Origin of the sequence: Paraburkholderia sp. J7 (assembly GCF_905220155.1) — a bacterium.
GTDB lineage: Bacteria > Pseudomonadota > Gammaproteobacteria > Burkholderiales > Burkholderiaceae > Paraburkholderia.
In genome coordinates, this window is record NZ_CAJMYZ010000004.1 from 233411 (window position 1) to 259790 (window position 26380).

Below are 26380 nucleotides of genomic sequence, written 5' to 3' on the forward strand. Positions count from 1 at the left end.
CGTGTTTCCCCGTATGCGTTTCAATACGCGTTATGGCCGATGAAGCCCTTCACGAGGGTGATCAGCACGATTTTGATGTCGAACCAGAACGACCAGTTGTGGATGTAGAACAGGTCGAATTTCACGCGCGCTTCCATTTTTTCCACTTTGCGCGTGGCGCCGCGATAGCCGTTCACCTGAGCCCAGCCGGTGATGCCGGGCTTGATGCGGTAGCGGTGCATGTAGCCGTACACGAGATCCTTGTAGAGGTCGTCGTGTTCGAGCGCGTGCGGGCGCGGTCCTACCACCGACATTTGCCCGAGCAGTACGTTGACGAACTGCGGCAACTCGTCGAGGCTCGTGCGGCGCAGGAATGCGCCGACCTTCGTCACGCGCGCGTCGTGCTGGCTCGCCTGGGTGACGACGCCTTCGGCTTCGCGGTGCACGGTCATCGAGCGGAACTTGTAGATCTCGAACGTGCGGCCGTCGATGCCCTTGCGTTTTTGCCTGAAAAACACGGGGCCCGGCGAGTTCAGCTTGATCGCGACAGCGATGAGCGCGAAGAGCGGCAGCATCAGCACGAGCGCGGTGAGCGCAAATATGCGGTCGAACACGAGCTTCGGCCACATCTGGGGCGTGGGGATCGGCATGCCGGTCAGGCTGATGGTGGGCAGGCCGAGCACGTCCACGAGCGTGTGGTTGAAGAGCGCGAGGCTGCGCGTATCGGGAATGAAGCGCAGGTTCACGAAGTCGTTCTGGAACGCGCGCGTAAAGCGGTAGATCGTGTGCTCTTCGGAGAGCGGCAGCGCGAGCCAGACTTCGTTGATGTGCTCGTCACGCACTTTCTGCACGAACGCGTTCATCTCCGTGAACGTGGGCAAGCCGTTGATGCTCGCGTGCCCCGCGTGTGTCTGGTCGCGATCGGCCTGGGTCGTATCGAGCATGAACACGGGCTTGAAACCCGCGTGCGCACGCTGTTCCAGATGCGCGAGCAGCGTGCGCGTGAAGCCCGGTGCGCCCACGAGCGCGACGGTGCGGTAGTTCAGGCCGCGGCGCCGCGCCACGCGCAGCAGCAAATGCGCGGCAAGCTTCGTGGCGAGGATCAGCGCGCCCGAAATGAGCGTCGCGTAGGCGAACCATAGCCGCGAGATCGTGTCGGCGCGGTGCAGCGTGAAGACGAGCAAGAGCCCCATCACCACGACCACGAGCCAGGCGGCGGCAGTGCGCGCGAGCATGGTCGGCAGCGACTTGCCGCGCCATGTTTCGTAGATGCCGAACACGGGGAAGAGCAGCAGCACCAGCGCGCAATTGAATGCGACGAGGAGCCGCTGCGTGTCCTCGAGTCCGATGGCCGCCGAGTAGCGCGCGCCGTGGGCGAGGAGGCCTCCGGCGATCACGAAGAGCGCGTCGAAGGCCCGAGCCGTATTGCGAAACATGTCCGATCCTCTGCTTGTGCTGCGTCAGGCGACGGTTTCGGCTTGACGCAGGCGCGGCAGCAGGCGGTCGAACTCGCTGCGCACGAGGCGGTAGCATTCGCAGGCGCGCGCTTCGAGCCCTTCGCGGTCCAGCACCTGGATGCGGCCGCGATTGTGGTGGATGAGGCCCTGGGCGTGCAGCTTGCCCGCCGCTTCGGTGATGCCCTCGCGGCGCACGCCGAGCATGTCGGCAATGCGCTGCTGCGTGACGGCGAGTTCGTTCGACGCGACGCGGTCCGTCTCGCTCAGAAGCCAGCGGCACAGCTGGCTGGAAAGCGAATGGTGGCGGTTGCACGCGGCCGTTTGCGCGATCTGCGTGAGGAGCGCGTGCATGTAGAGCATCATGAGCCGGCGCAGCATGTCCGAGCGCGCGAAGTGCTGGCGCAGCGCCTGGGCGCTCATGCGATAGGCGAAGCCGCCGTGCTGAACCTGCACGCGGCTCGGCATGGTTTCGCCACCGGTGAGGATCGGCACGCCGGTCATGCCTTCGCGGCCAACTGCCGTCAGTTCGACCGAGCCGCCGTCTTCCATCGTCGAGAGCAGCGAGATGACTGCCGTGGTCGGGAAGTAGACGTGGTGAATGCGCTGGCCGGAGTCGCAGAGCAGTTGCTCGGCACGCAGATTGACGAGCTCGAGATCGGGCGCAAGCGCCTGCCACTCATGCGACGGGAGAGCACCGAGCAAATGATTGCCGTGCAAATCGGATTGAAGGGTAAGCATGATTGGTCCTCGCACGAAGCCGTGTCGAACACGGCATTCTGTTTTTCCCCCGCCACCTCGTCCCATGTGCCTTGTGCCTTGATGCCTGGCGTGCGGCCATGAGTACGTTGTGTGGGCCCCGTATACCCCCGGACGCGTCGGTGCTGGTTTGTGGTCACCGGTTACGCGCTGGTATGGCATGCCTGTTAGCGAGGAGCGTGCCAACGGACCCGAAAACGAGCAGTGGCGCGACGCAGCACCGCAGGCCGTGGATCGCGATCTGGAAAAGTCGGTCTTTTTGTTTCAGATCTGTACAGTGCGCGCGGGCCGGGTGAGCGCGGCGCGCGGCGTGGTTTGCCCGCAACGCCTTGATTTGACGGGCCTCGCGGACGTGCACTTAAAGCTTTGCGTGAGCTACCAAGGCTGAAACACGCGTTTCTCGAGCGTCTCGATGCGGTTGCGACTGCGAATCGAAATTGATTCAGATGTGTTCCACGACTAGCGTGCGCTGGCGCACGGAATGTTGGTTGCACGCAAACAGAGGCAGTGCGCAGCGAAGCGCAAATCCGACACGCGATGAGCGCAAGAGCAAGCGTACATGCGGGTTTCCACGGCTTGGGGGCTTTGAGACACGGCGCGCGCGCCCCTCAGCGTTTCAGAGGGCGGCGCCGGCGCATGTGCCAGGCTTCGCTGCGCTTGCTCGCGCCGAACCTGTTTCGTTGTTGTTGCATTGCGTTTTGCAGGCCGCAGGAGCGTCGCTGAGCGCTTGCTCAGCGCGTTCGGCCGGCGTTGCTCGACCGTGCGCAGGCGCACAGATCGCGTATTTTTGAGCGTCTAGATTCCACGTTTGCGCCTGTGGTGAGCATGTGAAAAGCTCGGGGTGCGCAAGGGTTCACTACCAGAAAAATGCCTGGCAAGAACGTGGCAAAGGCGCCTGGCGAAAGCGAGGCGCGGATATCAGATGGGCGTCGTCGCGCCGGGCGGAAGCGTTGCGGCCCGCGTGCGGCGCGAGCGGAAGAACGCGCGGCGCAGTCTTTCGGACGGTTCGTCGACCCAGCGGTAAATCAGCAGGGATACGACCGCGACGACAACGAGCATGAGCGCGATCCACGGCAGTCTCGCGACGCGCGGAAGCTGCTCGAAGTGCTGCAAAAATACGGTGAACGCCGCGCCGTGAACGATATACACCTCGTACGAAATATTGCCGAGCATGCGGTCGCGGCGCGTGCCTGGCTCCCGTACCGTGGCGAGCGCATACGGAATCAGCAGCAGCGATAGCACGCAGTTCGCGGCCAGCGTATAGCGGATCAGCGGGCCGGTGAAGCTGCCCCACAGGAACAGTTCACGGGCGTGAGGCAGCGCGAGGCTGCCAAAGAAGAACAGCGCACCCGCGGCGAGGCTGGCATGAGCCGTTCGCTTCGAAGGGCGCCAGTCGTGGCGGGCGGCCAGCATGCCGCTCAGGAAAAAGATGAAGTAGAGCGGCAAGACCGAATGGGAAGGCCACGGTCCGAAATTGCCGAACAACACGACGAAGCCTGCCAGCGCAACGGCGACGATGGTGGCTTCGATCGCGGTGCGGTGCGTGTCGCGCGTGAGCAGCCAGATCACGATCGGCGCGACCACATAGAACTGCATCTCGATGTCGAGCGACCAGACAGTGGGAATCACGTTGTCGGGGGCATCGAGTTGCGCGTAGCCGAAGATAGCCAGGTGCGACTCGTAGAAGTTGAACGCGGGCAGCGTCCACTGCGCGGGCAGGCGGAACGCGAAAATGCCGAGCGGCCAGACGCACAACGCGAGCAGGATGAGGGTTGCGTAAAACACCGGCAGCAGGCGCCACGCGCGCGAGAGCACGAACGACAGATAAGGCCGCGGCAGCGGCGCATATTCCGCGTGCCACATCTGGTAGATCCAGTAGCCGCTCAACGCGAAGAACAGATGCACGGCGGCCGCGCCGATCGAGACGGGCAGCACGTGGCCAAGGCACACGGCACCGGCCAGTGCGAGGCGGAATGCGCCGGGCGGTGCGATCAGGTTGCGTGTGGTCATGGCCTGTCCTGTCCTGTCCTTGTCCGATCCTGCGACCGGTGGGCGTTCGCGTCACGGATAAAAAATCGTTGCCGACGCGTTGATCGCACGAATCTCGCCTTCGGGCGGCGCACGCCGGGCCGTTTCGCCGTGCGGCGTGAGCGCAACCGTGCGCGGCCTGCCCGGTACGAGATGGAACCAGTTCGGTGAAGCGACGTAATGCGCATCGGCCACGTACACGTAGCGCGCGAAGCGCTGCGTTTGCAGCACGAGTTGCCATCCTTCAGGGGTTGCTTCGAGCTTCGCCGCGATGCCCAGGTCGTGGCGCTCCAGCGCGCGTTTCTCGGGCAGATGGAACGCCTCGGCGAGAATGGCGCCGCTCGTGCGATCGCGTAGCGTGGCGATCGTCACGTCGTGCGGACGCGGGCCGAAACGGTAGGCGTGCGTGAAGTCGAAGAATCGCCCAAGGCAGTCGGCGGCGCTCACCGTGCGCGCGCTGCGCGGCGCAAGCGCGATCTCGCGGCTCGCCTCGGCGACCTTGACCGCGCCATCGCGCAGGCAGAGCAGTTCGAGCGTGGCGTCGAGCGGCTGCGACGTCTCGTTGACGAGGTGCAGGTCGAGGCCGTTCAGGCCTTCATCGGTGATGCCGAGGTGCACGGGCTTGAACGCCTGCGCGAGCCCGTGCCATGCGCTCTTGGGGCGCCGCAGCGAATCGACCACACCCCAGCCCGCGCCCGGGCGCAGGTCCTGAAACTGCCAGACGAGCGCGCCGCCACAGCGCGAACCCGCGCGCCGCCATTCGGCGTAGACCTCGGTCATGAGCTCGGCCACCACCGCGCGCGCGAGGTCCAGAAAGCGCTGCGGGTCTTCGTAGCGCAGCCGCGCGGCCTCGTGGCCGTATACCGCTTGCACGTAGTGGTCGCGCACGTCGTCGAAGTCCCAGCCGGAGCCGGGGTCGCGTGGCACGGCGGCCTTCCAGCGCGGATCGTGGCAGTGGATCGTGCCGAGGCCTTCGTGCAGCGTGGCGTCGTCGGGAATGTTCGCGAACGCGAGGCATTCGGCCGCAAAACGCACATCGGAGCGCCGCACGTCGTTCATGGGTCGCTGATACGCGCTCACGCCGTAGTAATGCGTGATGCCCGAGCGCGTGCCGAACGGCCAGGTGCCGCCCGAAGGCGAATTCGTCACGTACTGGATGTCGGGCCGCTCGCGTGCGACGAGTGCGGGCAAGTGTTGTGTGAAGAGCGGCTGCTCGCGCTGCTCGGGCGTCAAGCCGAACATCGCGGCCTGCTGGTCGATCTCGCTGCCGCCGCAGGTGACGGCCAGCGACACATGGCGGCGCGTGCGCGCGAGAAACTGCGTGGCTTCGCGCGTGACCGAGGCGAGGAAGGCGTCGTCGCTCGGGTAATCGAAGTTGGCGAATGCGAAGTCTTGCCAGATGAGGATGCCGTGCTCGTCGGCGAGACGATAGAAAATATCCGATTCGTAGACCATCGTGCCGCCCACGCGCAGCATGTTCATGCCCGCGTCGCGTGCGAGTGCGAACCAGCGCGCGAGTTCGTCGGGGTGGCCCGCGAGCGTCACGAGGTCCGCGCTCGTCCAGCAGGCGCCGCGGCAGAACACCGGCGTGCCGTTGATACGCAGTGCGAAGCCATTGCCGTCGTCGCCGTGGTCCGCTTCGATCGTGCGAAAGCCCACGCGGCCCAGATCGAACGATTCGCCGCCCAGCTGCAGCGCAAGGGCGTGCAGCGTGGGCGCGCCGTGCGTGTGCGGCCACCAGCGCTCGACGCTCGGCACGCGCAGCTCGCCGCATAGCGTGCGCGCGTCGCGCCAGGCGAGCGCAGCTTGCGCGCCGGCGCACGAGAGTTGTGCGCTGACCGTAGCCGGTTGCTCGCGCACGAACGTGAGCGTGAACGACACGATGCCGTCGTCGCCGTCGAGTGAGGTGTGCACATCGATCGTGTCGAATGCGTGGGGCGCGTCGCCGAGCCATTCGATGGGACGCCATGGGCCCACGGCTTCCACGCTCGGGCACCAGCCCGGCATGTGGCCGAGCAGTGTGGTGCGCACGTTGCGTAACGTCGGCGGATTCACGAGGCGCGGGCGCCAGCGCGCACGGCCGCGCCGCGCGGCCAGCAGCGGCGCGAGCGAGCGAAAGCACAGCGCGAGCGTGGCGTGGCCTTCGAGTGCGATGTCGAGGTCGTGCGCGACGAACATTGAATCGGAGTCGAGCAGCTTCTCGCCCCCGAGCCAGACTTCCGCGAGCGTCGCGAGACCGTGCAGACGCAGGCGCTGCGTGCCATGCCCCGTCACATCGACGCGATACCAGTGATCGTCCTGCTGGAACGCCGGCGGATGGCCGATATCGAGCCGCCCGGCCGCGCGCCACGCCGCCGCGACGGTGCCGGGCACCGAGGCGGTGAGCCAACCCGCGGCGGGCCAGTCGGCGGGCGATGCGCACGCGCCCGCGCGCGTGGCGAGGCATTGCCAGCCGGTGTCGAGCGGGCGCGGCCAGACGGCCGCCGCACCTTCTTGCGCGGCCGCCCGAGTGGCTTCCAGCGCCGTCTCAGCCGGGCCGCCCGGCGGATCGAAGGTATCGGTTGGCAACGACCGCACGGCGGCTCCTTTCTATGGACTTGTGGTTGGTGCCCGGCCGGCACAGCCATCAAACAATCCGACGCTCAACCCATCAGCCTGGCAAGCGGCGGGAGCGTGTTGTCGTAGGCCGCTTCGAGCGTGTCGAAGCAGTCGGCGCAGAGATCCGGGCGCTTGCGCGCCATGGCCCGCACGAGCCGGAACTGCATCACCATCGACTCCGACGCAATGGTCTGCGCGCCCGCAACGATTTCCTCAGGCAAGTCGAAGCCCTGCTCGTTGAGCCACTGCAGGTACTTGGAGAGGAACTCGAAGTTCGCGCCCAGCTGCCGCATGAGGTTGAACGAGTACAGGTGGAAATACCGTTCGCCGCGCGTGAGCAGGGCGTCGAGCTGCTCGGGAAACGCCGCGCGCCACTGCGTGACCGGGTTGCGCTGCGGCCTGCGCCCGAGATGCGTGCGCAGCAGCTCCGCAGAGGCTTCCGCGAGGTCCAGCCCGGTCAGCGGCGCGCGCGCCTGCTTGCAGAACTCCACGTACGGAAACAGCAGGTCGGGCTGATCGAAAAACTGCGGCAGCTTGCGGAACACGCCGTCGTAGTCGCTGCCATCGAGCCGGTGGTAGCCCGTGTTGTGGAAGTAGCCGAGGCGCTTTTCCAGCGGGTCGATGAAATCGATGCCGATCGTGGTTTTCGGATGCTCGCGTTTGTACGACGTGGCGCGCGTGTTGGGCAGGTAGTAGCCGTCCACTTCGACGAGCACCGTGTGGCCGCGCAGCGTTTGCGCTTGCACGCGGTCTTCGAGCGAGTCGTAGATCGCCAGCTCCTGCACCTGGGTGCCGTAGAGCGTTTCGAGGTCTTCGAGCGGAAACTTGAAGAACGTGAACTGGTCGCCCTCGAAGTCCTGCGTCACCGTGAACGCGAAGCCGGCGCGCGGGTCGAGCCCGAAGCCGTGCAGCACTTCGATCCACAGGTCGACGTAGCAGTTCGTCTCCACCCACACGCGCTCGCCCTGGTGCAGCGCGTGCGAGGCGTGCTCGCCGCGCGGCGCGCGCAGCGGCACGACCACGGCCGGCGCGGCCGGTGCCGCCGGTGGCTCTGGCGTCGCGGGTGTCAGCGATTCGGCAGTCGAGAGCGGCGCGCTCATACATTGCCCTCCAGCGCGTGCGCAATGCGCGCGCGCGTGTCGCCCCAGAGCAAGGCGCGCACGTCGTCGGGCCAGGCGTTCACGTCGAGGCCGTGGTGGCGGAAGAGCGCGAGCGTGATGCGCTCCATGCCGAAGCCTACGCACCCCGTATGCGCGACGGAGCCGTCGGCGCAGGCGATCTTCCAGATCGCGCCGAAGTGGTCCATGTGATAGTTGAACGACAGGCACGCGGTCTTGCTTTCGGGGTTCGCCACCGGAATCAGCAGCTCGAACTTGAGCGCGAGCGTGCGCTGGCTGTCTGCGACGATCTTGCCGCCGCGCCCGAAGAACGGGTCGTTGGCGAGATCGACGTCGAGCGGCAGGTTCAGCGCGCGCACGAGCGCCGAGCCGCGCTCGATCCACATCTGGCGGAACGCCATGACCTGCTCCGCGTTGCCAAGGCGCACGTATTCGCGCTGGCGGAACATCTGCATGCGGGCCGGGTCGAGCGAGGGCTCGTGGCGGAAACAATACGACAGCACGTCGATCGTCGCGCCGCCTTCGGGCAGCGGGCCGCGCCGGGCGATCACCGGATAGATCGGATAGCACGCCGCCGGCGTGAGCACCACGCGCGTGGCCTTCTGCTGGCCGAGCCAGGCGTCGTCGCGGTCGTCGTCGCGCTCGGCCATGGCGTCGTCGAGCGCGCGCAACAGGCGCCGGTGGCCGCCGTCGTCGCCGCAGAACGAGTGGATCGTGCCGGCCAGTTGCGGGAAGTTCTTGAGGTACTCGCTGTCCTCGAAGTCCGTGCGGCGCATGGCGGGCGGAAAGCGCAGCAGCTCGGGCTGCTGGTCCGCGCCGAGGTGCGAGATCGCCACGTTCAGGCGGTCGACGATGTCCTCGAAGACCGCGCTGCGCCCGTACAGGCCGTTTTCACCCGTGTCGATCAGGATGCCCTTGGCGAGCAGGCGATCGCGCAGGGTCGGGTCGGCTTCGAGTTCGGCGGCGGCTTCGCGGGCGGCAGCTTCTTGCGCCGCGGCGGACGTATCGGTGATCGTGCTCATTTCAGACTCCCCCAGGAGCGGCCGGACGCTGGGCCAGCAGCAGGCTCGCGGTGTTCTGCGCGATGCGGTCGTTGTTGATCATCAGCGGCGCGGAGTAGAGGTCGCGCAGGTGGCGGCCCACGCTGTACTCCGTGCCGTTCTTGTAGCCCGCCATGCCCACGATCATCAGGACTTCCTGGACCACCTGCAGCGCCGTGGTCGAGATGCTCGTCTTGAGCGTGTTCATGTCGGAGGCGAAGCCGAGCAGCGCCGACAGCGGCAAGTCGGCCTGGTTCGCGCCGTGCTTGGCGTTGTGCGCGGTGCGCGCGGCGTCGAGCGCGACGGCAAGGCGCGCCTGCATCATCTGCAAGAGGCCCGTGGCTTGAGCGAGGCGCATGCCGGCCGGCGGCACGGAGCCGGGCTTCGCGCGCGCCTGGGCGCGGAAGAACGCCTTTGCGCGGTTCACGGCGTCGCCGGCCACGCCCGTCCACACGGCCGCCCACAGCGTATGCGAGACCGGCAGCATGGTCTGGTCGGCAATTTCGCTGAACGGCGTGGGCAGGATCTGCGTGGCGTCGCCGCTTGCGATGAAGCGAAAGCCTTCGCTGCAGGTGCCGCGCATGCCCATCGAGTCCCACACGCCGCGTTTTTCGAGCGTGCTTTGCTCGCGCAGCGTGACGATCATCACCTGGTCGGAGGCGGCGGCTTCCGCGTTGCGGCGGGCCGTGACGAGAATGCCGTCGGCTTGTGCGCCATACGAGATCGTCGGCGCGAGCTTCTCGATGCGAAAGCGCTCGCCTTCGACCTCGACCGCGCAAGCGCTCGTGCGCATCGCGCCGCCGATGGTTTCCTCAGACGTAGCCGAGGCCAGCAGCAACTGCTCCGAGACGATGCGCTCGAGCAGGGCTTCGTGCCACGGCGTGCCGCTGCCGTGCTCCTCGACGCAGGCCACCTGGATCTGGTGCATGGCGTAGACCATGGCGGTCGAGGCGCAGCCCTGCGCGAGCGTTTCGCAGATCGTCGCGACGTCGGCGAGCGAGAGGCCCGCGCCGCCAAAGCGCGTTGGCACCATGGCCGAGAGCAGGCGCTCGCGGCGCAGGGCGTCGAAGGCCTCGGTCGGGAAGCGCGCTTCGCGGTCCACGGAATCGGCGTGCTGCGCTGCAACCTGCATCGCGCGCTGCGCCGCGGCGCGCCAGCTCGCGGCCGGCTCGATGGCGGTGAGCGGGGCGGCCGGCGCGTCGCCTGTGGCGGGCGCGGCGTCTTGCATCAACGGCGCGTTCATACGGCCGCCTTTGCCTGCTGAAGCTCGGTCACGGCCGCAGCAAGCGAATCGATGCTGGAAAAGAGCCGGCGCGTGAGCATCCGGTCGGGAATCTCGATGCCGAATTCGTCTTCGATCGCGAGCATCAGGTGCACGGTCGCGAGCGACGAGAGGCCGGCGGCGTAGAGATCGGCGTCGTCCGCCAGGGTGTCGGGCGGCACGTCGAGACGCGCGGACTCGGACAGGATGCGGCGCAGTGCTGTTTTCATGAAATTGCCCCCTTCAAAGAAAAGGTCGCTTGGACGCTTGGGGTTGGATCTTCACGGCTAAAAGTCGATGTCCCGGACTGCCTTGTGCGCGGTGCTCCGGCGATTCAAGCGTTGCGCGGGCAGCCAGGCGTGCCGGTTGTTCGTATTAAACGAATCGCGATGCAGCATCGTCGGTTCGCTTCCGCACGGAGATCGACGGGTCGCGAGGCGTAACGTGTGGCCATGGCGACACCGCATGTCGCAACGGGAACGAAAGCTTGAGGAGGATCAATGAACTGGAAAACGCTCGAATTCGAACAGTTCACGGCACGCGAGCTGTATCTGGTCATGCGGGCGCGTAGCGCTGTGTTCGTTGTCGAACAGTCCCACGTATGTCTCGACGCCGACGGGCACGACGAGCGCGCGCTGCATGTGTTCGCCGTGGAGGACATGGGCCGTCCCATGCCGGTGGTCGCCTATGCGCGCATCCAGCCCGGCGACGCCGAGGACCCCGAAATCACCATCGACAAGGTGCTCACGAGCCCCGCGCGGCGCGGCGACGGCACGGCGGAAATGCTGATCGAGCGCTCGCTCGCGGCGATCGTGCAGCGCTGGCCGGGGCGCGCCGTGCGCGTGAGCGCGCCGGCGAGCCTCAGAGGGTTTTACGAGCAGTTCGGCTTTCGCAAGACGGAAGGGCCGTTTCTGGAGCACGGCGTGCCGTTCATCGGGCTCGTGCGGCAGATGCGCGGCGAGCACGGCACGTTTGCCGCGCGACGGCGCGAGCGCGGCGCGCTTTCCGCCGCGAGCACGTTCGAGCTGCTTTGAGGGCGCGAGATGAGTGAGGCCACTGCTATTCCCGGGTCTATGCCCGGCGCTTTGCCCGGCTCCGCACCCGGCCCGATTCCGGCGCGCGGGCCGGTGCGCGCCCGCGCGCCGGCCCGCTCACGCTCGATGTCGCGCTTCCTGATCGGCCCGTTCGCCACGCCGATGGCCATGTTCCTGCTCACGTTCGCCCTGATCCTCGCGCATCAGGGGCGTCTGCTCGAGATGACCTTCATGCCAATGGGCTGCGCGGTCGCGTACTGGCTGTACCGGCGCTATCCGGCCCACTATCTGTCGTACGTATGCTGGCTGTTCTTCCTCACGCCGGAAGTGCGGCGCTTCGCGGACTTCTTTAACGGCGCGTTCAACTCGACCAGCATGATCATGATGACGCCGTTCGTTGCCGCGAGCCTGTGCGGCATTTCGATGGTGCTGAATTATCGGCTGCTCGGCCAGCGCCGCGCCGCGCCGCTCATCATGCTGCTGATCGCCGTCGCGTATGGCTACGTGCTGGGTGTGGCCCAGTTCGGCATCGTGCCTGCCACCTACACGATGGTCGGCTGGGTGCAGCCGATCTTCATCGGCTGGTACATCATGCTGAACTGGCGGCTCTATCCGCTATTTCGGCAGGTGCTGTTCAAGACGTTCGTCTGGGGCACGATCCTGATGGGCTTCTACGGGATCTATCAATACGTGTCGCCGCCGCCGTGGACCATATTCTGGCTGGCCCAGTCGGGCATGGAGTCGTCGTCGGGCAGCCCCGTGCCATTCGGCATGCGCATATGCAGCACGATGAACTCCGCCGGGCCGTTTTCCATGACGATGATGGTCGGCCTTCTCATGTCGATCGCGTCGCCCAGCAAGCTGAAAATTGCCGCGGGCATTGCGGGCGTGCCGGCGCTGCTGTTCACGGCGGTGCGCACGTCGTGGGGCGCGGTCGTCATCGGCCTCATCTATCCGCTTGCCATGCTCGATGTGCGCAGCCGTTTGCGCCTCATCATGGCCATTTTGCTGTTCGCGGGACTGTGCACGCCCATGCTCCTGATCGATCAGGTCACCGCGCCGCTCGCGAAGCGCATGGCCACTATCGGGAACCTCAGCGAGGACAACAGCTTTCAGGCACGCCAAGGCTTTTACACCAACTTTGCCTCGATCGCCGAAGAGAGCTTTGCCGGACACGGTCTTGGCTCGACGGGGCTTGCCGCGAAGCTCGCCGACCCGCACGCGCAGATCATTGCGTCGCTCGACAGCGGCGTGGTGGACATCGTCTGGGTGCTCGGCTGGGGCGGTGGGCTGCTCTACGTGGCCGGGCTCGTTGCACTGCTCTGGCGGGCTTTCCTCGCGAGCCTTGCGCGGCCGGGCGACCGCTTCGCGATTTCTGTCGTGGGCGTGGCGATCGCGATTCTCGCCATCATGGTCATGATCGATACGATGCAGGGTTCCAGCGGGATGTACTTTATGTTCGGCGTGGTGATGCCGGTGATCGGCGTGCGCTACTCGCGCCAACAGCAGCGGCGCAACGAGGCAATCGCCCGCGCGCGCCGGCGGGGGCTCGCATGAACGCTGCCAACGCACTGCGGGTGCTGATCGTCACGCACGTCGTGAGGGACAACGACGGGCAAGGGCGCGTGAACTACGAGATCGCGCGCGCGTTGCTGGCGGCGGGGCACCACGTCACGATCGTGTCATCGATGGTCGCGCCGGAGTTGCTCGCTCATCCTCGCGTGCGCCATGTGCCGATCCGCGAAAGCCGCCTGCCGAGCCGCCTGCTCCAGTACCAGATGTTCGCGCTAAAAAGCGCTGCGTGGATCAGGGCGCACCGCCGCGAGTTCGACATCGTGCACGTCAACGGTTTCATCACCTGGACGCGCGCGGATGTGAACGCCGTGCATTTCGTGCATGACGGCTGGTATCGCTGCGGCTTCTATCCGTTCCGGATCGCCGGCGGCTGGTATGGCGCCTATCAAGTGATCTATACGCGTCTGAACGCATGGTGCGAACGCTGGGCGTTTCGTCGCTCGCGTGTGGTCGTGCCGGTGTCGCACAAGGTGGGCGAGGAGGTGCGCGCGGTCGGTATCGAGCCGGGCAGCCTGCGCGTGATCCACAACGGTGTCGACGCCCGACAGTTCTCGCCGGGGGCGGGCGAACGTGATCGATTCGGACTTCCAGGCGAACCGTTCATGCTGCTCTTTGCGGGCGATTTGCGCGTGTCGCGCAAGAACCTCGACGCCGTGCTGCGCGCTCTGGTGTCGACACCGGCGCAAGTGCATCTCGCCGTGGCCGGTATCCTGCGCAACAGTCCTTATCCCGCGATCGCGCGCGATCTGGGCGTGGCCGACCGCGTGCATTTCCTCGATCTCGTCAAGGACATGCCCGCGCTGATGCGCTCGGTCGACGCCTTCGTGTTCCCTTCGCGCTACGAAGCGATGAGCCTCGTCATGCTGGAGGCGCTGGCGGCGGGTCTGCCCGTCATCACCGTGGCGACGGCGGGCGGCTCTGAGGTGATCGACAGCCGTTGCGGCGTGGTGCTCGAGAACCCCGAAGATGTCGAAGGCCTCGCGCGCGCCATCGAGCGCGTCGCGCGCGACCGGGAGTACGCGCGCGAAATGGGGCGCGCGGCGCGCGAGCTTGCCAAAACGCTTACGTGGCAGGCCATGGCCGAGCGCTATCTTGCGCTGTACGAGGAGATCGCGCGTAGCGACGAAGCCAGGCGGGCACGCGTCCCGGCGCCCGCAATGTCGGCACGGCCATGACTGAGCGTATCGACTCGCTTCAGATCGGCATGCACTGGTTTCGGGAGCGCCCAGGCGGACTCGACCGGATGTTCATGGCCTTGATCCAATCCCTGCCGGCGCAGGGCGTGGACGTGCGCGGCCTCGTGGCCGGCACCGGCAACGTGCAGACGGAGACCAACGGCCTCGTGCAGGCGTTCGCGGGTGAGCGCGACGGTCTGGGCGCGCGGCTGCGTGGCGCGCGCCGGCACTCGATCAGACTCAAGCGCGCCCGCGCGCCCGACATCGTGGCCAGCCATTTCGCGCTCTACGCCGCGCCCACACTCGGCGTGTTCGCGCGTGTGCCGCGTGTCGTGCATTTTCACGGGCCGTGGGCGGCGGAATCGTCGGCGTCCGGCCGCGGCAAGTTCTCGCATGCCGTGCGGCACGCGATCGAGCAAACGGTCTATCGCGGTGCGCGCCGCCATATCGTGCTTTCGCGGGCGTTCGGGCGGGTGCTGCAAACCGACTACCGCATCCCGGAGGAGTCGATCCGGATCGTGCCCGGCTGCGTCGACGTCGCGCGCTTCGATACGCCGCATACGAAAGCACAGGCGCGCGAACGGCTCGGCTTGCATCAGGACCGGCCACAGCTCTTCTGCATTCGTCGCCTCGTTCCCCGCATGGGCCTCGAGGATCTGATCGACGCGATGTTCGTCGTCAAGCAGTCGGTGCCTGACGTGCATCTGACGATTGCCGGCAAAGGCATGCTGGAAGCCCAGCTGCGGGCCCGCATCGCGGCGCGGGGCCTGGAGACTCACGTTACGCTCGCGGGCTATGTGTCCGACGACGATTTGCCTTTGTGGTATCGCGCCGCCGATCTGAGTGTCGTGCCCACGGTTACGCTCGAAGGCTTCGGCTTGACCACGGTCGAGTCGCTGGCCGCCGGCACGCCGGTGCTGGTGACGCCGGTGGGCGGCCTGCCGGAGGCGGTCGCGCCGCTCTCGGAAGGGCTGGTGCTGCCCTCCATCGGTTTCAATGCGATCGGGCGCGGCATTGTCGACAGCCTGCTCGGCACGCATCCGCTGCCGAATGCCGAGAGCTGCCGCCAGTACGCGCGCAGCCGCTTCGATCACCCGGCAGTGGCGTCCCAGGTGGCAGCGGTGTATCGCGAGGTGCTGGGCGAAAGCTGAACGTGCGCCAAGGCGATGACGGCGGCGCGCGATGGAGCGCCGCCGCACAGACGCGCGCCTGCGCGGCTTTCATGATCGGCATGTTGCCGGCGCGCTTCGTTTGCGTGCCGGTCAGGCGAAACGGCGGCAAGGAGCCGCTTTTCTCACCGCGGGACGGACCTGGGCGCAGCATGAAAATCATTCATCTGGCCAATCACGCTCAGTTGATTGGCAACGGCATTGTCAACATGATGACGGATCTGGCCTGCCTGCAGGCGCAGGCGGGTCACGACGTGGTCGTTGCGTCGTCCGGCGGCGAATTCGAAGCACTCTATGCGCGCTATGGCGTGCGCCATGTCACCGTGCCGCAGTCGCGCCAGCTGCGGCGCGCGCCTGTGATGCTCGCGCGCTATCGGCGCCTCGTGCGCGACTTCCAGCCCGACATCGTGCATGCACACATGGTCACGGGCACGATGCTCGCGCGCTTCGCCTGTGTGCGCCGGCCTTATGTGCTGTTCGCAACCGTTCACAACGAGTTCCAGAAGAGCGCCGCGTTGATGCGGCTCGCGGACCGTGTCGTCGCCGTGACGGGTGTCGTCGCGAAGTCCATGGAAGCGCGCGGCGTGCCTGCAGCCAAGCTCGCGGTCGTGCGCAACGGCACCGTAGGGTCGCCGCGCCGCAGCGGTTTGCCGCTCGGTCCCGCGCCGCAGTTGCAGCGGCCCGCCATCACGACGGTGGCGGGCATGTACGAACGCAAGGGCATACATGACCTGCTGCGCGCGTTCGCCGCGCTGCCGGAGCGTTTCGCGCACGCACATCTGTACCTCGTTGGCGACGGGCCCGACCGCGCGATGATGGAAGCACTCGCGCGCGAGCTTGGCGTAGCCGATCGAGCGCACTTCACCGGTTTCGTCGCCAACCCGACGGGCTATCTCGCGCAAACGGATGTCTTCGTCAATGCCGCGCACCGCGAACCCGGCGGGCTCGTGCTGTGCGAGGCCCGCGAGTCCGGCTGCGCCGTGGTGGCGACGCGCGTGGACGGCAATCCGGAGATGGTGGGCGGCGAAGACGCCGCGCTACTCGTGCCGGCGGCGCAACCGCAGGCGCTCACCCAGGCGATCACGCGCCTGCTCGACGACCCCGCGTTTCGTGCGGCGCTGGCCGAACGTGGCCAGAGCAATCTCGGACAATTCTTCGCGCAGACGGTATGCGACGGCTACGTGGCGCTTTACGAAGAGGCGCTCGAGTCGGTGCGTTCGCGGCGCGGCCGCGAGGCCGTTGCTGCCGCGGCATCCCGCAAGGCGTTGCCGTGAGCAACGCCGAAGGTTGAGCGCACGGCGCGGGCGGCAAGCGCTGCTCGCGCGAACGGGTCGCCATCGAGGTGCGGCTGCAAGCACCTCGCTCACCAGGCACTCGCATAAGCCCAATCAGTCACGTCAGCCGATCCTGGCCCTGAGCCACGCCCATGCGCATCAGGAAGCGCCGCGCCAGCTTGCGCAGCTCGGCCGATTGATGCAGCGACAACGCCAGATTCGCTGCGACCGTTGCAAGCGCGATTGCCGCTGCCGCCGCAATGCCGAGCGGCAAGCAGGCGAGGGCGAACGCGACGACGAGGAACGCGAGATGCGTGAGCATGTTGCCCACGATGTCGCGCCCTTGCACCCGGGCGAAGTACGTGTAGGCGGCGTAATCGCAAAGCGCTTTGGCCACGACGACAACGCCCGTGCCAACGAGTCCGAACGCGTGCGTCGCGCCCCACAGTGCGGCGGCGAAAAAGGGCAACTGCAGCCAGCTGATGCGCGCGACGCTGCGTGGATTGGCCTGGGCCTGGATGAAGATCCCGAGAATGCCCGATTGCCCCGCGAGCCATACGCTGATGACGAGCACGCGGCCGACCGGCGCCGCGGCTTCGGCAATTGCCGCGCCGAGCCAGATTTCGAGGAAAGGCTTGAGCGCGAACAGCGCGACGATCATGCACGGTGTGAACACGCCGTTGAGGAACGCGAGCGCGTCGCGTGCGAGCTTGTGCGCGTCTTCGTGCGTCGCTGCGGAAAGGCGCGGGAACAGCGTGCGCAGCATCGCGGAAGGCAGCATGTTCAGGCGCGTCACGAGGTTCTGCGGAGCCGAATAGAAGGTCACATAGCGCGCGCCCAGAATCGCCCCGACCAGCACGCGGTCGAGCGTGCCGGCAATCGCGCCAGCGCCCGAAAAGAGCAGCGTCCATTTGCCGTAGGCGAACAGATCGGCCATGACCTTGCGCTCGGGCATGCGCAGCCGTGTGATGCCGAGCGCGCGAAAAGTGGCGAAGCCGAGCAGCACGCCTGCGATCAGGCGCGCGATGACGGCGGCCGGAATCGCCACCGAAAGCGTGGGCGAGAGCCAGTAAGCGGCGGCGAGCGGCAGCACCTGGAACAGGAAGGTGCCGAGCGTCTGGTTCGTGTTGTAGCTGCCGAAGCGCTCGACGGCCGTGATGGCGCCTGCGAACACCCACGTGACGTTCGCGAGCGGCACGGCCACGGCGATCCACGGCAGGATGCTCATCAGCTCATGGCGGAACACGGGCTCGATGTGCATGGCGTACGTGATGTAGAGCGACGCGCACGACCATACGACGAGTCCACCAATGATGCCCGTGCACAGGTTCAGAAAGCATGCGCCGAAGAAGATGCGCTCGACGGCGTCGCCTTCGGCATGGCGCACCTTGGCGATCTGGTTCTCGGTGGCGAGGCTCGTGCCCAGATCGAGCAGGCTGAAGTAGCCGATCAGCGCCCACACGAGGTTGATCACGCCGTAGCGCTCGACGCCCAGCAGCTTGATGTAGGCCGGTACGGTCATCAACGAGACGAGCGTCGGCGCAATGAGCCCGGCGAAGTTGATGACGATGTTGCGTAGAACGGCTTTTTCCATGAGCGTGGCGTTCGTTTGGTCGTGCTTTAGAGCAGGTGAATCACATCGCGTCGAGAATGGCTTGCTTGAACAGCAGCGAACCCTGCGCGCTCACGTGGTTGTCGTCTTCGTACACCGGCACGCCGTCGAGCACCGCCTTGCAGGTCGCGCCGGTGCACAGACGCGGCACCGGATCGAAAACGCGCACGTTCGGAATCGTGGCGACCGACTCGACGAGCTTGCGCTCGAACGCTTCGGTTTGCAGATTCGCGGCGGCAGACGGCTCGATACGCTCCGGGTCCGCATAGAAGCGCGGCAGCAGTTTGCCTTCGAGCACCGGCGGGTTCTGGAACACCACGAGCCGTGGCGTGCTCGCGGCGAGCGCCTTCACGGTGAGCGGTAATTGACTCGTGAGCGCCGCGCGCGAGGTGGCGAGGGTGGCCGTGCCGTTCGGGTCGGTGGTCACGAAGTGCGTGGCTTTCTGCAACTCGCCGAAGAGCGTCCAGCCGTTGCCGTAAAGGCTCCAGCGGCCGATGTAGAACACCACGGCGGGTTTGAGCTGCTCGATGGACGAGGCGATCGGTTCGGCGAGACCGAGGCGGCTGCAGTCGCGCCCGCTTTGGGCGCCGTCGCTGCGGCGCGTGTCGAGCAGCGGCGGACAGCCAACGTGCACGAACGCCATGAGGCGCATGTTGCGCTCCACGGCGATGCTGCGCAGCACGGGCAGCCACGCGCCGCCGTGCGAGTCGCCCCACACGACCATCAGGTTGCCGGTGGCGGCCATGTTGTAGGCGGTGCAAAACTTGTCGGCTTTCGCGTCCGCGAGTTGGCAGGGCTCGGGCTGAAGCGCGAGCCGCATCTGCTCATTCTGCGTGTAGAGCGCGAAGCCGCGATTGTCGGCCGCCGCGCGCGTGGGTAGGCCCGCGCGTGCGAACAGCACCGCGCCTGCCACGCCGAGCAAGGCCAGCGCCACGCAGAGCGCGCCGAGCTGCCGGCGGTTCGCTTTTTTCGTGCGGATGGGAAGCTCGACCAAGCGGTAGGTCAGCGCGGCCAGCACGATGCTCGCGAGCACGAGTGTGAGGCGCGTGGATACGGGCACGAAGAGGCCGCCCGCGAGAATGTTCGCGAACGACAGCAGCGGCCAGTGCCAGAGATACAGCGGATAGCTGATGAGCCCGATCGCGACGGCCAGGCGGTTAGCGAGCACGTGCTTGTTGAGCCACGCGTGCGGCCCCGCGCAGATGACGAGAAATGCGCCGACGGTGGGCAGCAGTGCACGCCAGCCGGGGAACACGTCGTTCTCGTTGATGAAGACGACCGCCGCGCCGATCAGCAGAAGGCCCGCTGCCGAAAGCGCGTTCGAGGCCCGCGGCCCGTATTGCACGAGGGTGGGGCGATGCAGCAGCAGCCAGGCGAGCGAGCCGCCGATCATCAGTTCCCAGAAGCGCGAGAGCGGCGAGTAGAACGCCGCGGTCGGGTCCGACGCGGATGTGACGAGGCTCACCGCGAATGACGCAGCGGCGATGCCGCCGAGCAACAGGGGGAAGCCGAGCCGGCGGCGGTACGCGAAGCTCGCGAGAAGCGGCCAGAAAATATAGAACTGCTCTTCCACGCCGAGCGACCACAAATGCAGCAGCGGCTTGGTTGCGGCGGTATCGTCGAAATAGCCGGCTTCGCGCCAGAGCGCGATGTTCGACAGGAACGTTGCACCCGCAACGAGATGCTTGCCGAGCTGCTGATACTCCTCGGGCATGAGCAGGAACCAGCCCGCCACGAGGCACGCTGCGAGCACGACGACCAGCGCGGGAAAAATGCGGCGGATGCGCCGCATATAGAACTCGACGTAACTGAAACGGCCCTCTTCGACGCTCTCGAAGATGATCGTGCTGATCAGGAAGCCTGAAATCACGAAGAAGAGATCGACGCCGACGAAGCCGCCGCGCAAGTGCGAGGGAAACGCGTGAAAGGCCAGCACGGAGAGCACGGCGATAGCCCGCAGCCCGTCGATGTCGGGGCGGTATTTCGGCGCGCGCAGGTGTTCGGGCGCTGCATATGTGGACGTGGACGCGGCGATTTTGCCGAGAGCGTCGGGCGTCGTGGCTGCATCGCCCGCGTCGCGATAAAGCGCGACAGAGCGCGCCGCGACGCCGGACGCATCGAGGCTCGATGGCGTACCGCCGTCGCTCGCGGAGAGCGGGGCAGCCTGGTTTGTCATTCGCATGGCGGACTCGTGCTGGGCGGATCCGGTGATTGGGCGGCGCATGCCGGGCCAAGCCGCAGCGCCGCATTCGTCGGAGCAAACGGCTTTTATCGTTGGCCCAATTGTGCCGCTGCAGCGCGGCATGCAGTGTGGCCAGCCGTACAGATACACCTTCAGGCGTCTGGTTAAATCCTCCCCAGTTGGTAAGGGTTTGTCCCACACCGTTGCGTTGCGCTGGGTCGATCACGCAGCGCGCCCGAGCGGCTGTCACACGCATCCTTCATTCTTGCCGCGTCATCGCATAGGGATATCCGATGGAACCTGTCGTCTTCGACGGCTGCTTCGGCTGGCTTCATCCGGCTCTTGGCCGGCATGGGGTGGTCTTGTGCAATCCGTTCGGCTATGACGCGCTGTGCACCCATCGGGGCTGGCGGCGTCTCGCCGAACGCCTCGCGGCGAGCGGCATGCCCGTGCTGCGCTTCGACTATCCCGGCGCGGGCGACTCGCTCGGCGACGAGGAAGATCCGGGCCGCGTCGAGGCATGGATCGAGAGCATCGCGGCTGCGGTGCGCCATCTGCGCGAGCGCACGGGTGTGGCGCAAGTGTCCCTCTGTGGCTTGCGCCTGGGCGCGACGTTGGCTGCGCTTGCCGGCGAGCGTATCGGCGATATCGACGGCCTCGTGCTGCTCTCGCCCGCGTTGTCGGGCCGCAACTATCTGCGTGAGTTGCGCGCGCATCGGCAAAGCTGGCTGAGCACGCCGGCGGGCATGACGGCCGATCCGATTCCCGAAACGGCGGCCTACGTCGAAGCGTTTGGCTTCGGCCTGCATGGCGACGATATCGCGCGGCTCGGCGCAGTCGACTTGCGCGCCGACACGAAAGCGCCTGCGCGACGTGTTTTGCTGCTCGATGCGAGCGACCGCGCGCGCGCCGGTGCGCTTGTCGATCACTACGTGGCGCACGGCGTGGAAGTGGAGCGCCAGTCGTTCGACGAGGCGGACCGGTTCATGGTCGAGGCGCTATACAGCGAAGAGCCGGTCGTCGCATTCGATGCCGTGACACAGTGGCTCGCCGATGCGCCGCCGCGCGTGGACGCAAGCGCGCCGCTCGCGTTCGAAGCGCGCGACTGGCCGCAACCGCAACTCGCAGCGACGCAATTCATCGAGCAGCCGGTGGTCTTCGGCGACTATTTCGGCGTGCACTGCCAGAGCGCCGCGCCGCGTGCGGATGCGCCCGCCGTGCTGTTCATCAATACGGGCGCGAGCCATCACATCGGCGACGGACGCATTTTCGTGCTGTTCGCGCGGCGGCTTGCGGCGCTCGGTGTTTCGTCGCTGAGAATGGACCTGGGCGGTCTCGGCGACAGCACGCCGGCCGCGCGTTCGGTCACGCTCGACACGATCTATTCGCAGGAATCCTATGCAGATGCGGCGCGTGGCGCCGACTGGCTCGTTGCGCGCGGCCATGCCCGCGTGGTCGTATTCGGCGTGTGCGGTGGCGCCTTTGTCGGCCTGCACGCATGCGCGCAGCATCCGAATATCGTGGGCAGCTTCGGCGTGAACCTGCAGAAGTTCATCTGGGACGGCGCGGACCGCACGCCCGGCACGACGGGTCTCGCCTCGAACCGCGTGCTGCGGCAATCCGCGCTGAGCGCCGAAAAATGGAAAAAGGTGCTGCGCGGCGAGACCTCGCTTTCGCGTGTGGTCAATGGCCTTGCGCAGCGCTTCGCCCGCACGCTGACGCGCCGCGTGGTGGACTTCATCGACGCGGCGACAGGCTGGTCGCCCGCGCCCGGCGAGGCGCGCCGCCTGATGCAGCGTATTCACGCGAAGGGCGCGCAAGTGCGGCTCGTGTACGGCGACTACGATCTCGGCCTCGACGAACTCAAGGTCCAGTTCGGCGCGAAGATGGGCGGTTTGCGCAGCTTCACGCGCGTGCGCGCGACGACATTGCCAAAGCTCGATCACGCGCTGTTCACCCAGGCCGCGCGCGAGGCAGCGATGGCCGATGCGCGGCAGTGGTTTTTCGAGCGCTTCTGCCAGCGGCAGACGCAGGACGAAACAGCGTGGCACGGCCCCGTGCCGGTTGCGCGGCCGCGTGTGGCGGTCGAGCGAGCAAGCCAGGCAACTTGCAGTTCTCATCTTGATGGAGCGCATCAATGAACATTGAGCTTCCGCTGGACCAGATCAACCAGCGCGCGTGGAACTCGCACGATGCCATGCGCGAATTCACGATGGGCAAGACCTTCACGGACCTCGGCGAAGAAGCCGCGTTCGACTGGGTCTATGCCGAGTGCGCAGGCGAGCCGATTCTCGACATCGGCATTGGCGCGGGCCGCACGATTCCGCTGATGATGCGGATTTCGCAGAAGTACACCGGCATCGACTACACGGCAAAGCTGCTCGAGCAGGCGAGCGCGCGCTTTCCGGGCCTCGACTTGCGCCACATGGACGCGCGCGACATGGCCGACCTGCCGTCGGACCATTTCGCGCTTACTGCATTCAGCTGGAACGGCATCGACTGCGTGGACTATGAAGACCGCGTGCGCATTCTCAAGGAGATGTACCGCGTCACGCGTCCCGGCGGGCTCGTGCTGTTCTCGACGCACAACCGCGAAGGCCCGGGCTTCAACGAAAGCATCTGGAAGCTGCTGCCGCGTTTTTCGCCGAATCCCTTGCGCTTTGGCTGGCGCACGCTGCGCTCGATGCGCGTGATGCCGCTCGCGACGTACAACTACCTGCGGCATGTGCGTTTTCATCGCGACTACCCTGGGTATTCGATCAAGACTGCGGGCGCGCATTTCTTCGGCATCGTCATTGTGTACACGACGTTGCCCGAGCAGCGGCGCCAACTCACCTCGCTCGGCTTCGAAATCGATGCGGTGTTCGGCAGCTGTGACGGCCAGCGCATTCCGGCAGAAAAGACCTCGAGCGATGTGTTCTGGTTTCATTTCATCGCACGTAAGCCGAGAGTGCAGTAGGGCTCGGTGCGTTTTCGGCGACGGTGGCGGATCTGTGTGTGCACGTACAGATGCGCAACGGCCATGAGGATTCAATGAGCCGTGCGCCGCTACACGGCGCGAGGAGACCACATCGTGCGCTTTGACAACCATCACGGCCGCATGCGGGAGGGCGACAATGCACGCGATCGTACAACGCAGCGTTGAAAGACCCGCGTCCTGCGGTGAGCTGGACGAGCGGCGCCTGCGCAACGCGCTGGGCCGCTTTGCCACGGGCGTCGTGGTGATTTCCGCGGGCACCGGCGACGAATTGCATGCCATGACGGCGAACGCCTTCATGTCCGGGTCGCTCAGACCCCCGCTCATTGTCGTGTCGGTCGGCCACCGCGCGCGCATGCACGAGCGGATGATGAGTGCGGACCTCTTTGGTGTCAGCGTGCTTTCCGAGGAGCAGGAGTCACATAGCCGGCACTTTGCCGGCGAGCCGCAGGACTGGCTCGCCCCGTGCTTCACGGAGGTGGAGGGGCTGGCGGGTGTCGCGCTGCTGCATCGCGCACTGGCGCGCTTCGCGGCGCGCGTGGTCGACCGGCATCCTTGCGGCGATCACACGCTGTTCGTCGGCGAGGTGCTGTCGTTCTCGCTCGAGGAGGACGCACCGCTCGTGTTCTATAGCGGCCGCTATGCTTCGGTGGCGCAGGGGCGCTGAACGCGCGTCCTATCGCGTTACCCACTGATTAGTCCGACCCTTTTTTGTGCGACACCGCAAGGGCTGCGTCACTGTCGACCGCAGGCCTTTCCACTCGCGGCTCCGGGAATCCCCTAGGAATCTAAATCATTGCTCTGCCGGGCGAATCCGCCCTTGGCTCGGCCTGCCGCGTCACGTCCCGGGCCCAGGCTTATGCCGCCAATTTTTACTCTAATGCGTTGTTTTAATTGGAAAAATTAAGGTGGTCTGCTGCCTGCTAGCTGCTCCTCGCGGGTTCCTCGCGAGCGCCCCACGACGCATCATTCCCCCGTTCCGCCCCACTTCTTGAATTTGTCATCCCTCGTCCATATAATTAGCACTCACCGCATGAGAGTGCTAACAACGCTCGGTGCATAAACATCTCTGGCTGGCGGTTGCCGGCAGCCAGGTTTTCTTGAGTCTCTTCAAGTCCCAATCAACAGAGGAACATCCATGAACCTTCGTCCTTTGCATGATCGCGTGATCGTCAAGCGCCTGGATCAAGAAACCAAGACCGCTTCGGGCATCGTGATCCCGGACGCAGCGGCAGAAAAGCCGGATCAAGGCGAAGTCCTGGCCATCGGCCCGGGCAAGCGCGACGACAAGGGCGCCCTGATCGCGCTCGACGTGAAGGTCGGCGATCGCGTCCTGTTCGGCAAGTACGCTGGCCAGACCGTCAAGGTCGACGGCAACGAACTGCTCGTGATGCGCGAAGAAGACATCATGGCCGTGGTGAACAAGTAAGTTCATTCCACCGCTCACTATTCAAGAATCCAAGGAGTTAGAAGATGGCAGCTAAAGACGTCGTGTTCGGCGATTCCGCCCGTTCCAAGATGGTTGAAGGCGTGAACATTCTCGCCAACGCAGTGAAGGTCACGCTGGGTCCGAAGGGCCGCAACGTGGTGCTCGAGCGCTCGTTCGGCGGCCCGACGGTCACCAAGGACGGTGTCTCGGTCGCAAAGGAAATCGAGCTCAAGGACAAGCTCCAGAACATGGGCGCGCAAATGGTCAAGGAAGTCGCTTCCAAGACCAGCGACAACGCCGGTGACGGCACGACGACGGCTACGGTTCTGGCCCAGTCGATCGTCCGCGAAGGCATGAAGTACGTCGCATCGGGCATGAACCCGATGGACCTGAAGCGCGGCATCGACAAGGCCGTCGCAGCAGCAATCGAAGAGCTGCGCAAGGTCAGCAAGCCCTGCACGACCAACAAGGAAATCGCGCAAGTCGGCTCGATCTCGGCCAACAGCGACACGTCGATCGGCGACCGTATCGCTGAAGCGATGGACAAGGTTGGCAAGGAAGGCGTCATCACCGTCGAAGACGGCAAGTCGCTGCAAGACGAGCTGGAAGTCGTCGAAGGTATGCAATTCGACCGCGGCTACCTCTCGCCGTACTTCATCAACAACCCGGACAAGCAAGTCGCCGTGCTGGAAAGCCCGTTCGTCCTGCTGTTCGACAAGAAGATCTCGAACATCCGTGATCTGCTGCCGGTTCTGGAACAAGTCGCGAAGGCTGGCCGTCCGCTGCTGATCATCGCTGAAGACGTCGAAGGCGAGGCACTGGCCACGCTGGTCGTCAACAACATCCGCGGCATCCTGAAGACCGTCGCAGTCAAGGCTCCGGGCTTCGGCGACCGTCGCAAGGCCATGCTGGAAGACATCGCGATCCTGACCGGCGGTCAAGTTATCGCTGAAGAAACCGGCCTCACGCTCGAAAAGGCAACGCTGAACGAACTCGGTCAAGCGAAGCGCATCGAAGTGGGCAAGGAAAACACGACGATCATCGACGGCGCTGGCGAAGCCGTGAACATCGAAGCGCGCGTGAAGCAAATCCGCACGCAAATCGAAGAAGCGACGTCGGACTACGACCGTGAAAAGCTGCAAGAGCGCGTTGCCAAGCTGGCAGGCGGCGTGGCAGTGATCAAGGTCGGCGCTGCGACCGAAGTCGAAATGAAGGAAAAGAAGGCACGCGTGGAAGACGCGCTGCACGCAACCCGCGCTGCCGTTGAAGAAGGCATCGTCCCGGGCGGCGGCGTTGCGCTGATCCGTGCACGTACGGCAATCGCCAACGTGAAGGGTGCGAACGCTGACCAGGACGCAGGTATCAAGATCGTCCTGCGCGCCATGGAAGAGCCGCTGCGCCAGATCGTCACGAACGGCGGCGAAGAAGCGTCGGTGGTCGTGGCAGCGGTTGCCGCTGGTTCGGGCAACTACGGCTACAACGCAGCGACCGGCGAATACGTCGACATGGTTGAAGCCGGCGTGGTCGACCCGACGAAGGTCACGCGCACCGCGCTGCAAAACGCAGCTTCGGTTGCTGGCCTGCTCCTGACGACGGACGCAGCCGTTGCTGAAGTGCCGAAGGAAGATGCTCCGATGGCTGGCGGCATGCCCGGCGGCATGGGCGGCATGGGCATGGACATGTAATTTAGGCTCACGCCGAAATTACATCGAAGTG

At 65.9% G+C, this 26380-nt stretch carries 20 protein-coding genes; 10 read left to right on the top strand and 10 right to left on the bottom strand.

Going from position 1 to position 26380, the window contains the following annotated elements; all coding sequences use genetic code 11:
* Positions 1-20: 20 nt before the first annotated feature.
* From U5A58_RS08550 to U5A58_RS08585, 8 genes are all read right to left on the bottom strand, one after another.
* Positions 21-1415 carry an undecaprenyl-phosphate glucose phosphotransferase gene (locus tag U5A58_RS08550; RefSeq protein ID WP_321961110.1) on the bottom strand — a complete coding sequence of 465 codons (1395 nt, stop codon included), beginning with the start codon at positions 1413-1415 and terminating at the stop codon, positions 21-23.
* 24 nt (positions 1416-1439) lie between these two features.
* Positions 1440-2174, bottom strand: a complete 735-nt coding sequence (locus U5A58_RS08555) for a Crp/Fnr family transcriptional regulator (RefSeq protein WP_158757128.1) — start codon at positions 2172-2174, stop codon at positions 1440-1442.
* A 936-nt stretch (positions 2175-3110) separates the two neighbouring features.
* Entirely contained in the window at positions 3111-4202 is a 1092-nt protein-coding gene (locus U5A58_RS08560) for an acyltransferase (protein WP_321961111.1), read from the bottom strand.
* 51 nt (positions 4203-4253) lie between these two features.
* Positions 4254-6797 carry a glycosyl hydrolase 2 galactose-binding domain-containing protein gene (locus U5A58_RS08565; RefSeq protein WP_415774194.1) on the bottom strand — a complete coding sequence of 848 codons (2544 nt, stop codon included), beginning with the start codon at positions 6795-6797 and terminating at the stop codon, positions 4254-4256.
* 65 nt (positions 6798-6862) lie between these two features.
* Complete coding sequence (locus U5A58_RS08570; RefSeq protein WP_321961112.1) at positions 6863-7918, bottom strand: DUF1839 family protein; 1056 nt, start codon at positions 7916-7918, stop codon at positions 6863-6865.
* Positions 7915-8958: an amino acid--[acyl-carrier-protein] ligase gene (locus tag U5A58_RS08575; RefSeq protein ID WP_321961113.1), complete on the bottom strand. Its 1044-nt coding sequence runs from the start codon at positions 8956-8958 to the stop codon at positions 7915-7917. Before U5A58_RS08575 ends, U5A58_RS08570 begins: the two co-directional genes overlap by 4 nt.
* Before the next feature lies 1 nt (position 8959).
* Positions 8960-10219, bottom strand: a complete 1260-nt coding sequence (locus U5A58_RS08580) for an acyl-CoA dehydrogenase family protein (RefSeq protein WP_321961114.1) — start codon at positions 10217-10219, stop codon at positions 8960-8962.
* Positions 10216-10467 carry an acyl carrier protein gene (locus U5A58_RS08585; protein WP_158757133.1) on the bottom strand — a complete coding sequence of 84 codons (252 nt, stop codon included), beginning with the start codon at positions 10465-10467 and terminating at the stop codon, positions 10216-10218. The genes U5A58_RS08580 and U5A58_RS08585 overlap by 4 nt, the downstream gene beginning before the upstream one ends.
* A gap of 270 nt (positions 10468-10737) precedes the next feature.
* On the opposite strand from U5A58_RS08585, the gene U5A58_RS08590 reads away from it, so the two are divergent.
* The 5 genes from U5A58_RS08590 to U5A58_RS08610 all read left to right on the top strand — a co-directional run bounded on the left by U5A58_RS08590 (position 10738) and on the right by U5A58_RS08610 (position 16464).
* Entirely contained in the window at positions 10738-11271 is a 534-nt protein-coding gene (locus tag U5A58_RS08590; protein WP_321961115.1) for a GNAT family N-acetyltransferase, read from the top strand.
* A gap of 9 nt (positions 11272-11280) precedes the next feature.
* The gene (locus tag U5A58_RS08595; protein WP_321961116.1) at positions 11281-12828 is read left to right on the top strand and encodes a hypothetical protein; all 1548 of its coding nucleotides are present in this window, start codon (positions 11281-11283) and stop codon (positions 12826-12828) included.
* Positions 12829-12842: 14 nt separating this feature from the next.
* The gene (locus tag U5A58_RS08600; protein WP_321961240.1) at positions 12843-14021 is read left to right on the top strand and encodes a glycosyltransferase family 4 protein; all 1179 of its coding nucleotides are present in this window, start codon (positions 12843-12845) and stop codon (positions 14019-14021) included.
* Complete coding sequence (locus U5A58_RS08605) at positions 14018-15172, top strand: glycosyltransferase family 4 protein (RefSeq protein WP_321961117.1); 1155 nt, start codon at positions 14018-14020, stop codon at positions 15170-15172. The genes U5A58_RS08600 and U5A58_RS08605 overlap by 4 nt, the downstream gene beginning before the upstream one ends.
* A gap of 170 nt (positions 15173-15342) precedes the next feature.
* Entirely contained in the window at positions 15343-16464 is a 1122-nt protein-coding gene (locus U5A58_RS08610; RefSeq protein WP_321961118.1) for a glycosyltransferase family 4 protein, read from the top strand.
* A 118-nt stretch (positions 16465-16582) separates the two neighbouring features.
* Here the strand turns inward: U5A58_RS08610 and U5A58_RS08615 are convergent, their stop codons facing one another.
* Together U5A58_RS08615 and U5A58_RS08620 are read right to left on the bottom strand one after the other, a co-directional pair.
* Positions 16583-18058 (bottom strand): oligosaccharide flippase family protein, encoded by a 1476-nt coding sequence (locus tag U5A58_RS08615; protein WP_321961119.1) that lies wholly within the window; start codon positions 18056-18058, stop codon positions 16583-16585.
* Positions 18059-18098: 40 nt separating this feature from the next.
* Positions 18099-20258 (bottom strand): acyltransferase family protein, encoded by a 2160-nt coding sequence (locus U5A58_RS08620; RefSeq protein WP_321961120.1) that lies wholly within the window; start codon positions 20256-20258, stop codon positions 18099-18101.
* 293 nt (positions 20259-20551) lie between these two features.
* On the opposite strand from U5A58_RS08620, the gene U5A58_RS08625 reads away from it, so the two are divergent.
* The 5 genes from U5A58_RS08625 to groL all read left to right on the top strand — a co-directional run bounded on the left by U5A58_RS08625 (position 20552) and on the right by groL (position 26349).
* Positions 20552-22399 (top strand): serine aminopeptidase domain-containing protein, encoded by a 1848-nt coding sequence (locus U5A58_RS08625; protein ID WP_321961121.1) that lies wholly within the window; start codon positions 20552-20554, stop codon positions 22397-22399.
* Positions 22396-23217 carry a class I SAM-dependent methyltransferase gene (locus tag U5A58_RS08630; protein WP_321961122.1) on the top strand — a complete coding sequence of 274 codons (822 nt, stop codon included), beginning with the start codon at positions 22396-22398 and terminating at the stop codon, positions 23215-23217. The genes U5A58_RS08625 and U5A58_RS08630 overlap by 4 nt, the downstream gene beginning before the upstream one ends.
* 157 nt (positions 23218-23374) lie before the next feature.
* Entirely contained in the window at positions 23375-23902 is a 528-nt protein-coding gene (locus tag U5A58_RS08635; protein ID WP_321961123.1) for a flavin reductase family protein, read from the top strand.
* A gap of 471 nt (positions 23903-24373) precedes the next feature.
* Complete coding sequence (groES, locus tag U5A58_RS08640; protein WP_028202123.1) at positions 24374-24664, top strand: co-chaperone GroES; 291 nt, start codon at positions 24374-24376, stop codon at positions 24662-24664.
* Positions 24665-24708: 44 nt separating this feature from the next.
* Complete coding sequence (gene groL, locus U5A58_RS08645; RefSeq protein WP_321912987.1) at positions 24709-26349, top strand: chaperonin GroEL; 1641 nt, start codon at positions 24709-24711, stop codon at positions 26347-26349.
* The last annotated feature ends 31 nt before the right edge of the window (positions 26350-26380 follow it).

Excerpts from the sequence above, each read along its gene's own strand:
- U5A58_RS08630 (WP_321961122.1), top strand. The coding sequence starts at position 22,396 with ATGAACATTGAGCTTCCGCTGGACCAGATCAACCAGCGCGCGTGGAAC.
- U5A58_RS08590 (WP_321961115.1), top strand. The coding sequence starts at position 10,738 with ATGAACTGGAAAACGCTCGAATTCGAACAGTTCACGGCACGCGAGCTG.
- U5A58_RS08625 (WP_321961121.1), top strand. The coding sequence starts at position 20,552 with ATGGAACCTGTCGTCTTCGACGGCTGCTTCGGCTGGCTTCATCCGGCT.
- U5A58_RS08560 (WP_321961111.1), bottom strand. The coding sequence starts at position 4,202 with ATGACCACACGCAACCTGATCGCACCGCCCGGCGCATTCCGCCTCGCA.
- U5A58_RS08620 (WP_321961120.1), bottom strand. The coding sequence starts at position 20,258 with ATGCGAATGACAAACCAGGCTGCCCCGCTCTCCGCGAGCGACGGCGGT.
- U5A58_RS08570 (WP_321961112.1), bottom strand. The coding sequence starts at position 7,918 with ATGAGCGCGCCGCTCTCGACTGCCGAATCGCTGACACCCGCGACGCCA.
- U5A58_RS08610 (WP_321961118.1), top strand. The coding sequence starts at position 15,343 with ATGAAAATCATTCATCTGGCCAATCACGCTCAGTTGATTGGCAACGGC.
- U5A58_RS08585 (WP_158757133.1), bottom strand. The coding sequence starts at position 10,467 with ATGAAAACAGCACTGCGCCGCATCCTGTCCGAGTCCGCGCGTCTCGAC.
- groES (WP_028202123.1), top strand. The coding sequence starts at position 24,374 with ATGAACCTTCGTCCTTTGCATGATCGCGTGATCGTCAAGCGCCTGGAT.
- U5A58_RS08595 (WP_321961116.1), top strand. The coding sequence starts at position 11,281 with ATGAGTGAGGCCACTGCTATTCCCGGGTCTATGCCCGGCGCTTTGCCC.
- U5A58_RS08615 (WP_321961119.1), bottom strand. The coding sequence starts at position 18,058 with ATGGAAAAAGCCGTTCTACGCAACATCGTCATCAACTTCGCCGGGCTC.
- U5A58_RS08550 (WP_321961110.1), bottom strand. The coding sequence starts at position 1,415 with ATGTTTCGCAATACGGCTCGGGCCTTCGACGCGCTCTTCGTGATCGCC.
- U5A58_RS08635 (WP_321961123.1), top strand. The coding sequence starts at position 23,375 with ATGCACGCGATCGTACAACGCAGCGTTGAAAGACCCGCGTCCTGCGGT.
- U5A58_RS08580 (WP_321961114.1), bottom strand. The coding sequence starts at position 10,219 with ATGAACGCGCCGTTGATGCAAGACGCCGCGCCCGCCACAGGCGACGCG.
- groL (WP_321912987.1), top strand. The coding sequence starts at position 24,709 with ATGGCAGCTAAAGACGTCGTGTTCGGCGATTCCGCCCGTTCCAAGATG.
- U5A58_RS08555 (WP_158757128.1), bottom strand. The coding sequence starts at position 2,174 with ATGCTTACCCTTCAATCCGATTTGCACGGCAATCATTTGCTCGGTGCT.
- U5A58_RS08575 (WP_321961113.1), bottom strand. The coding sequence starts at position 8,958 with ATGAGCACGATCACCGATACGTCCGCCGCGGCGCAAGAAGCTGCCGCC.
- U5A58_RS08605 (WP_321961117.1), top strand. The coding sequence starts at position 14,018 with ATGACTGAGCGTATCGACTCGCTTCAGATCGGCATGCACTGGTTTCGG.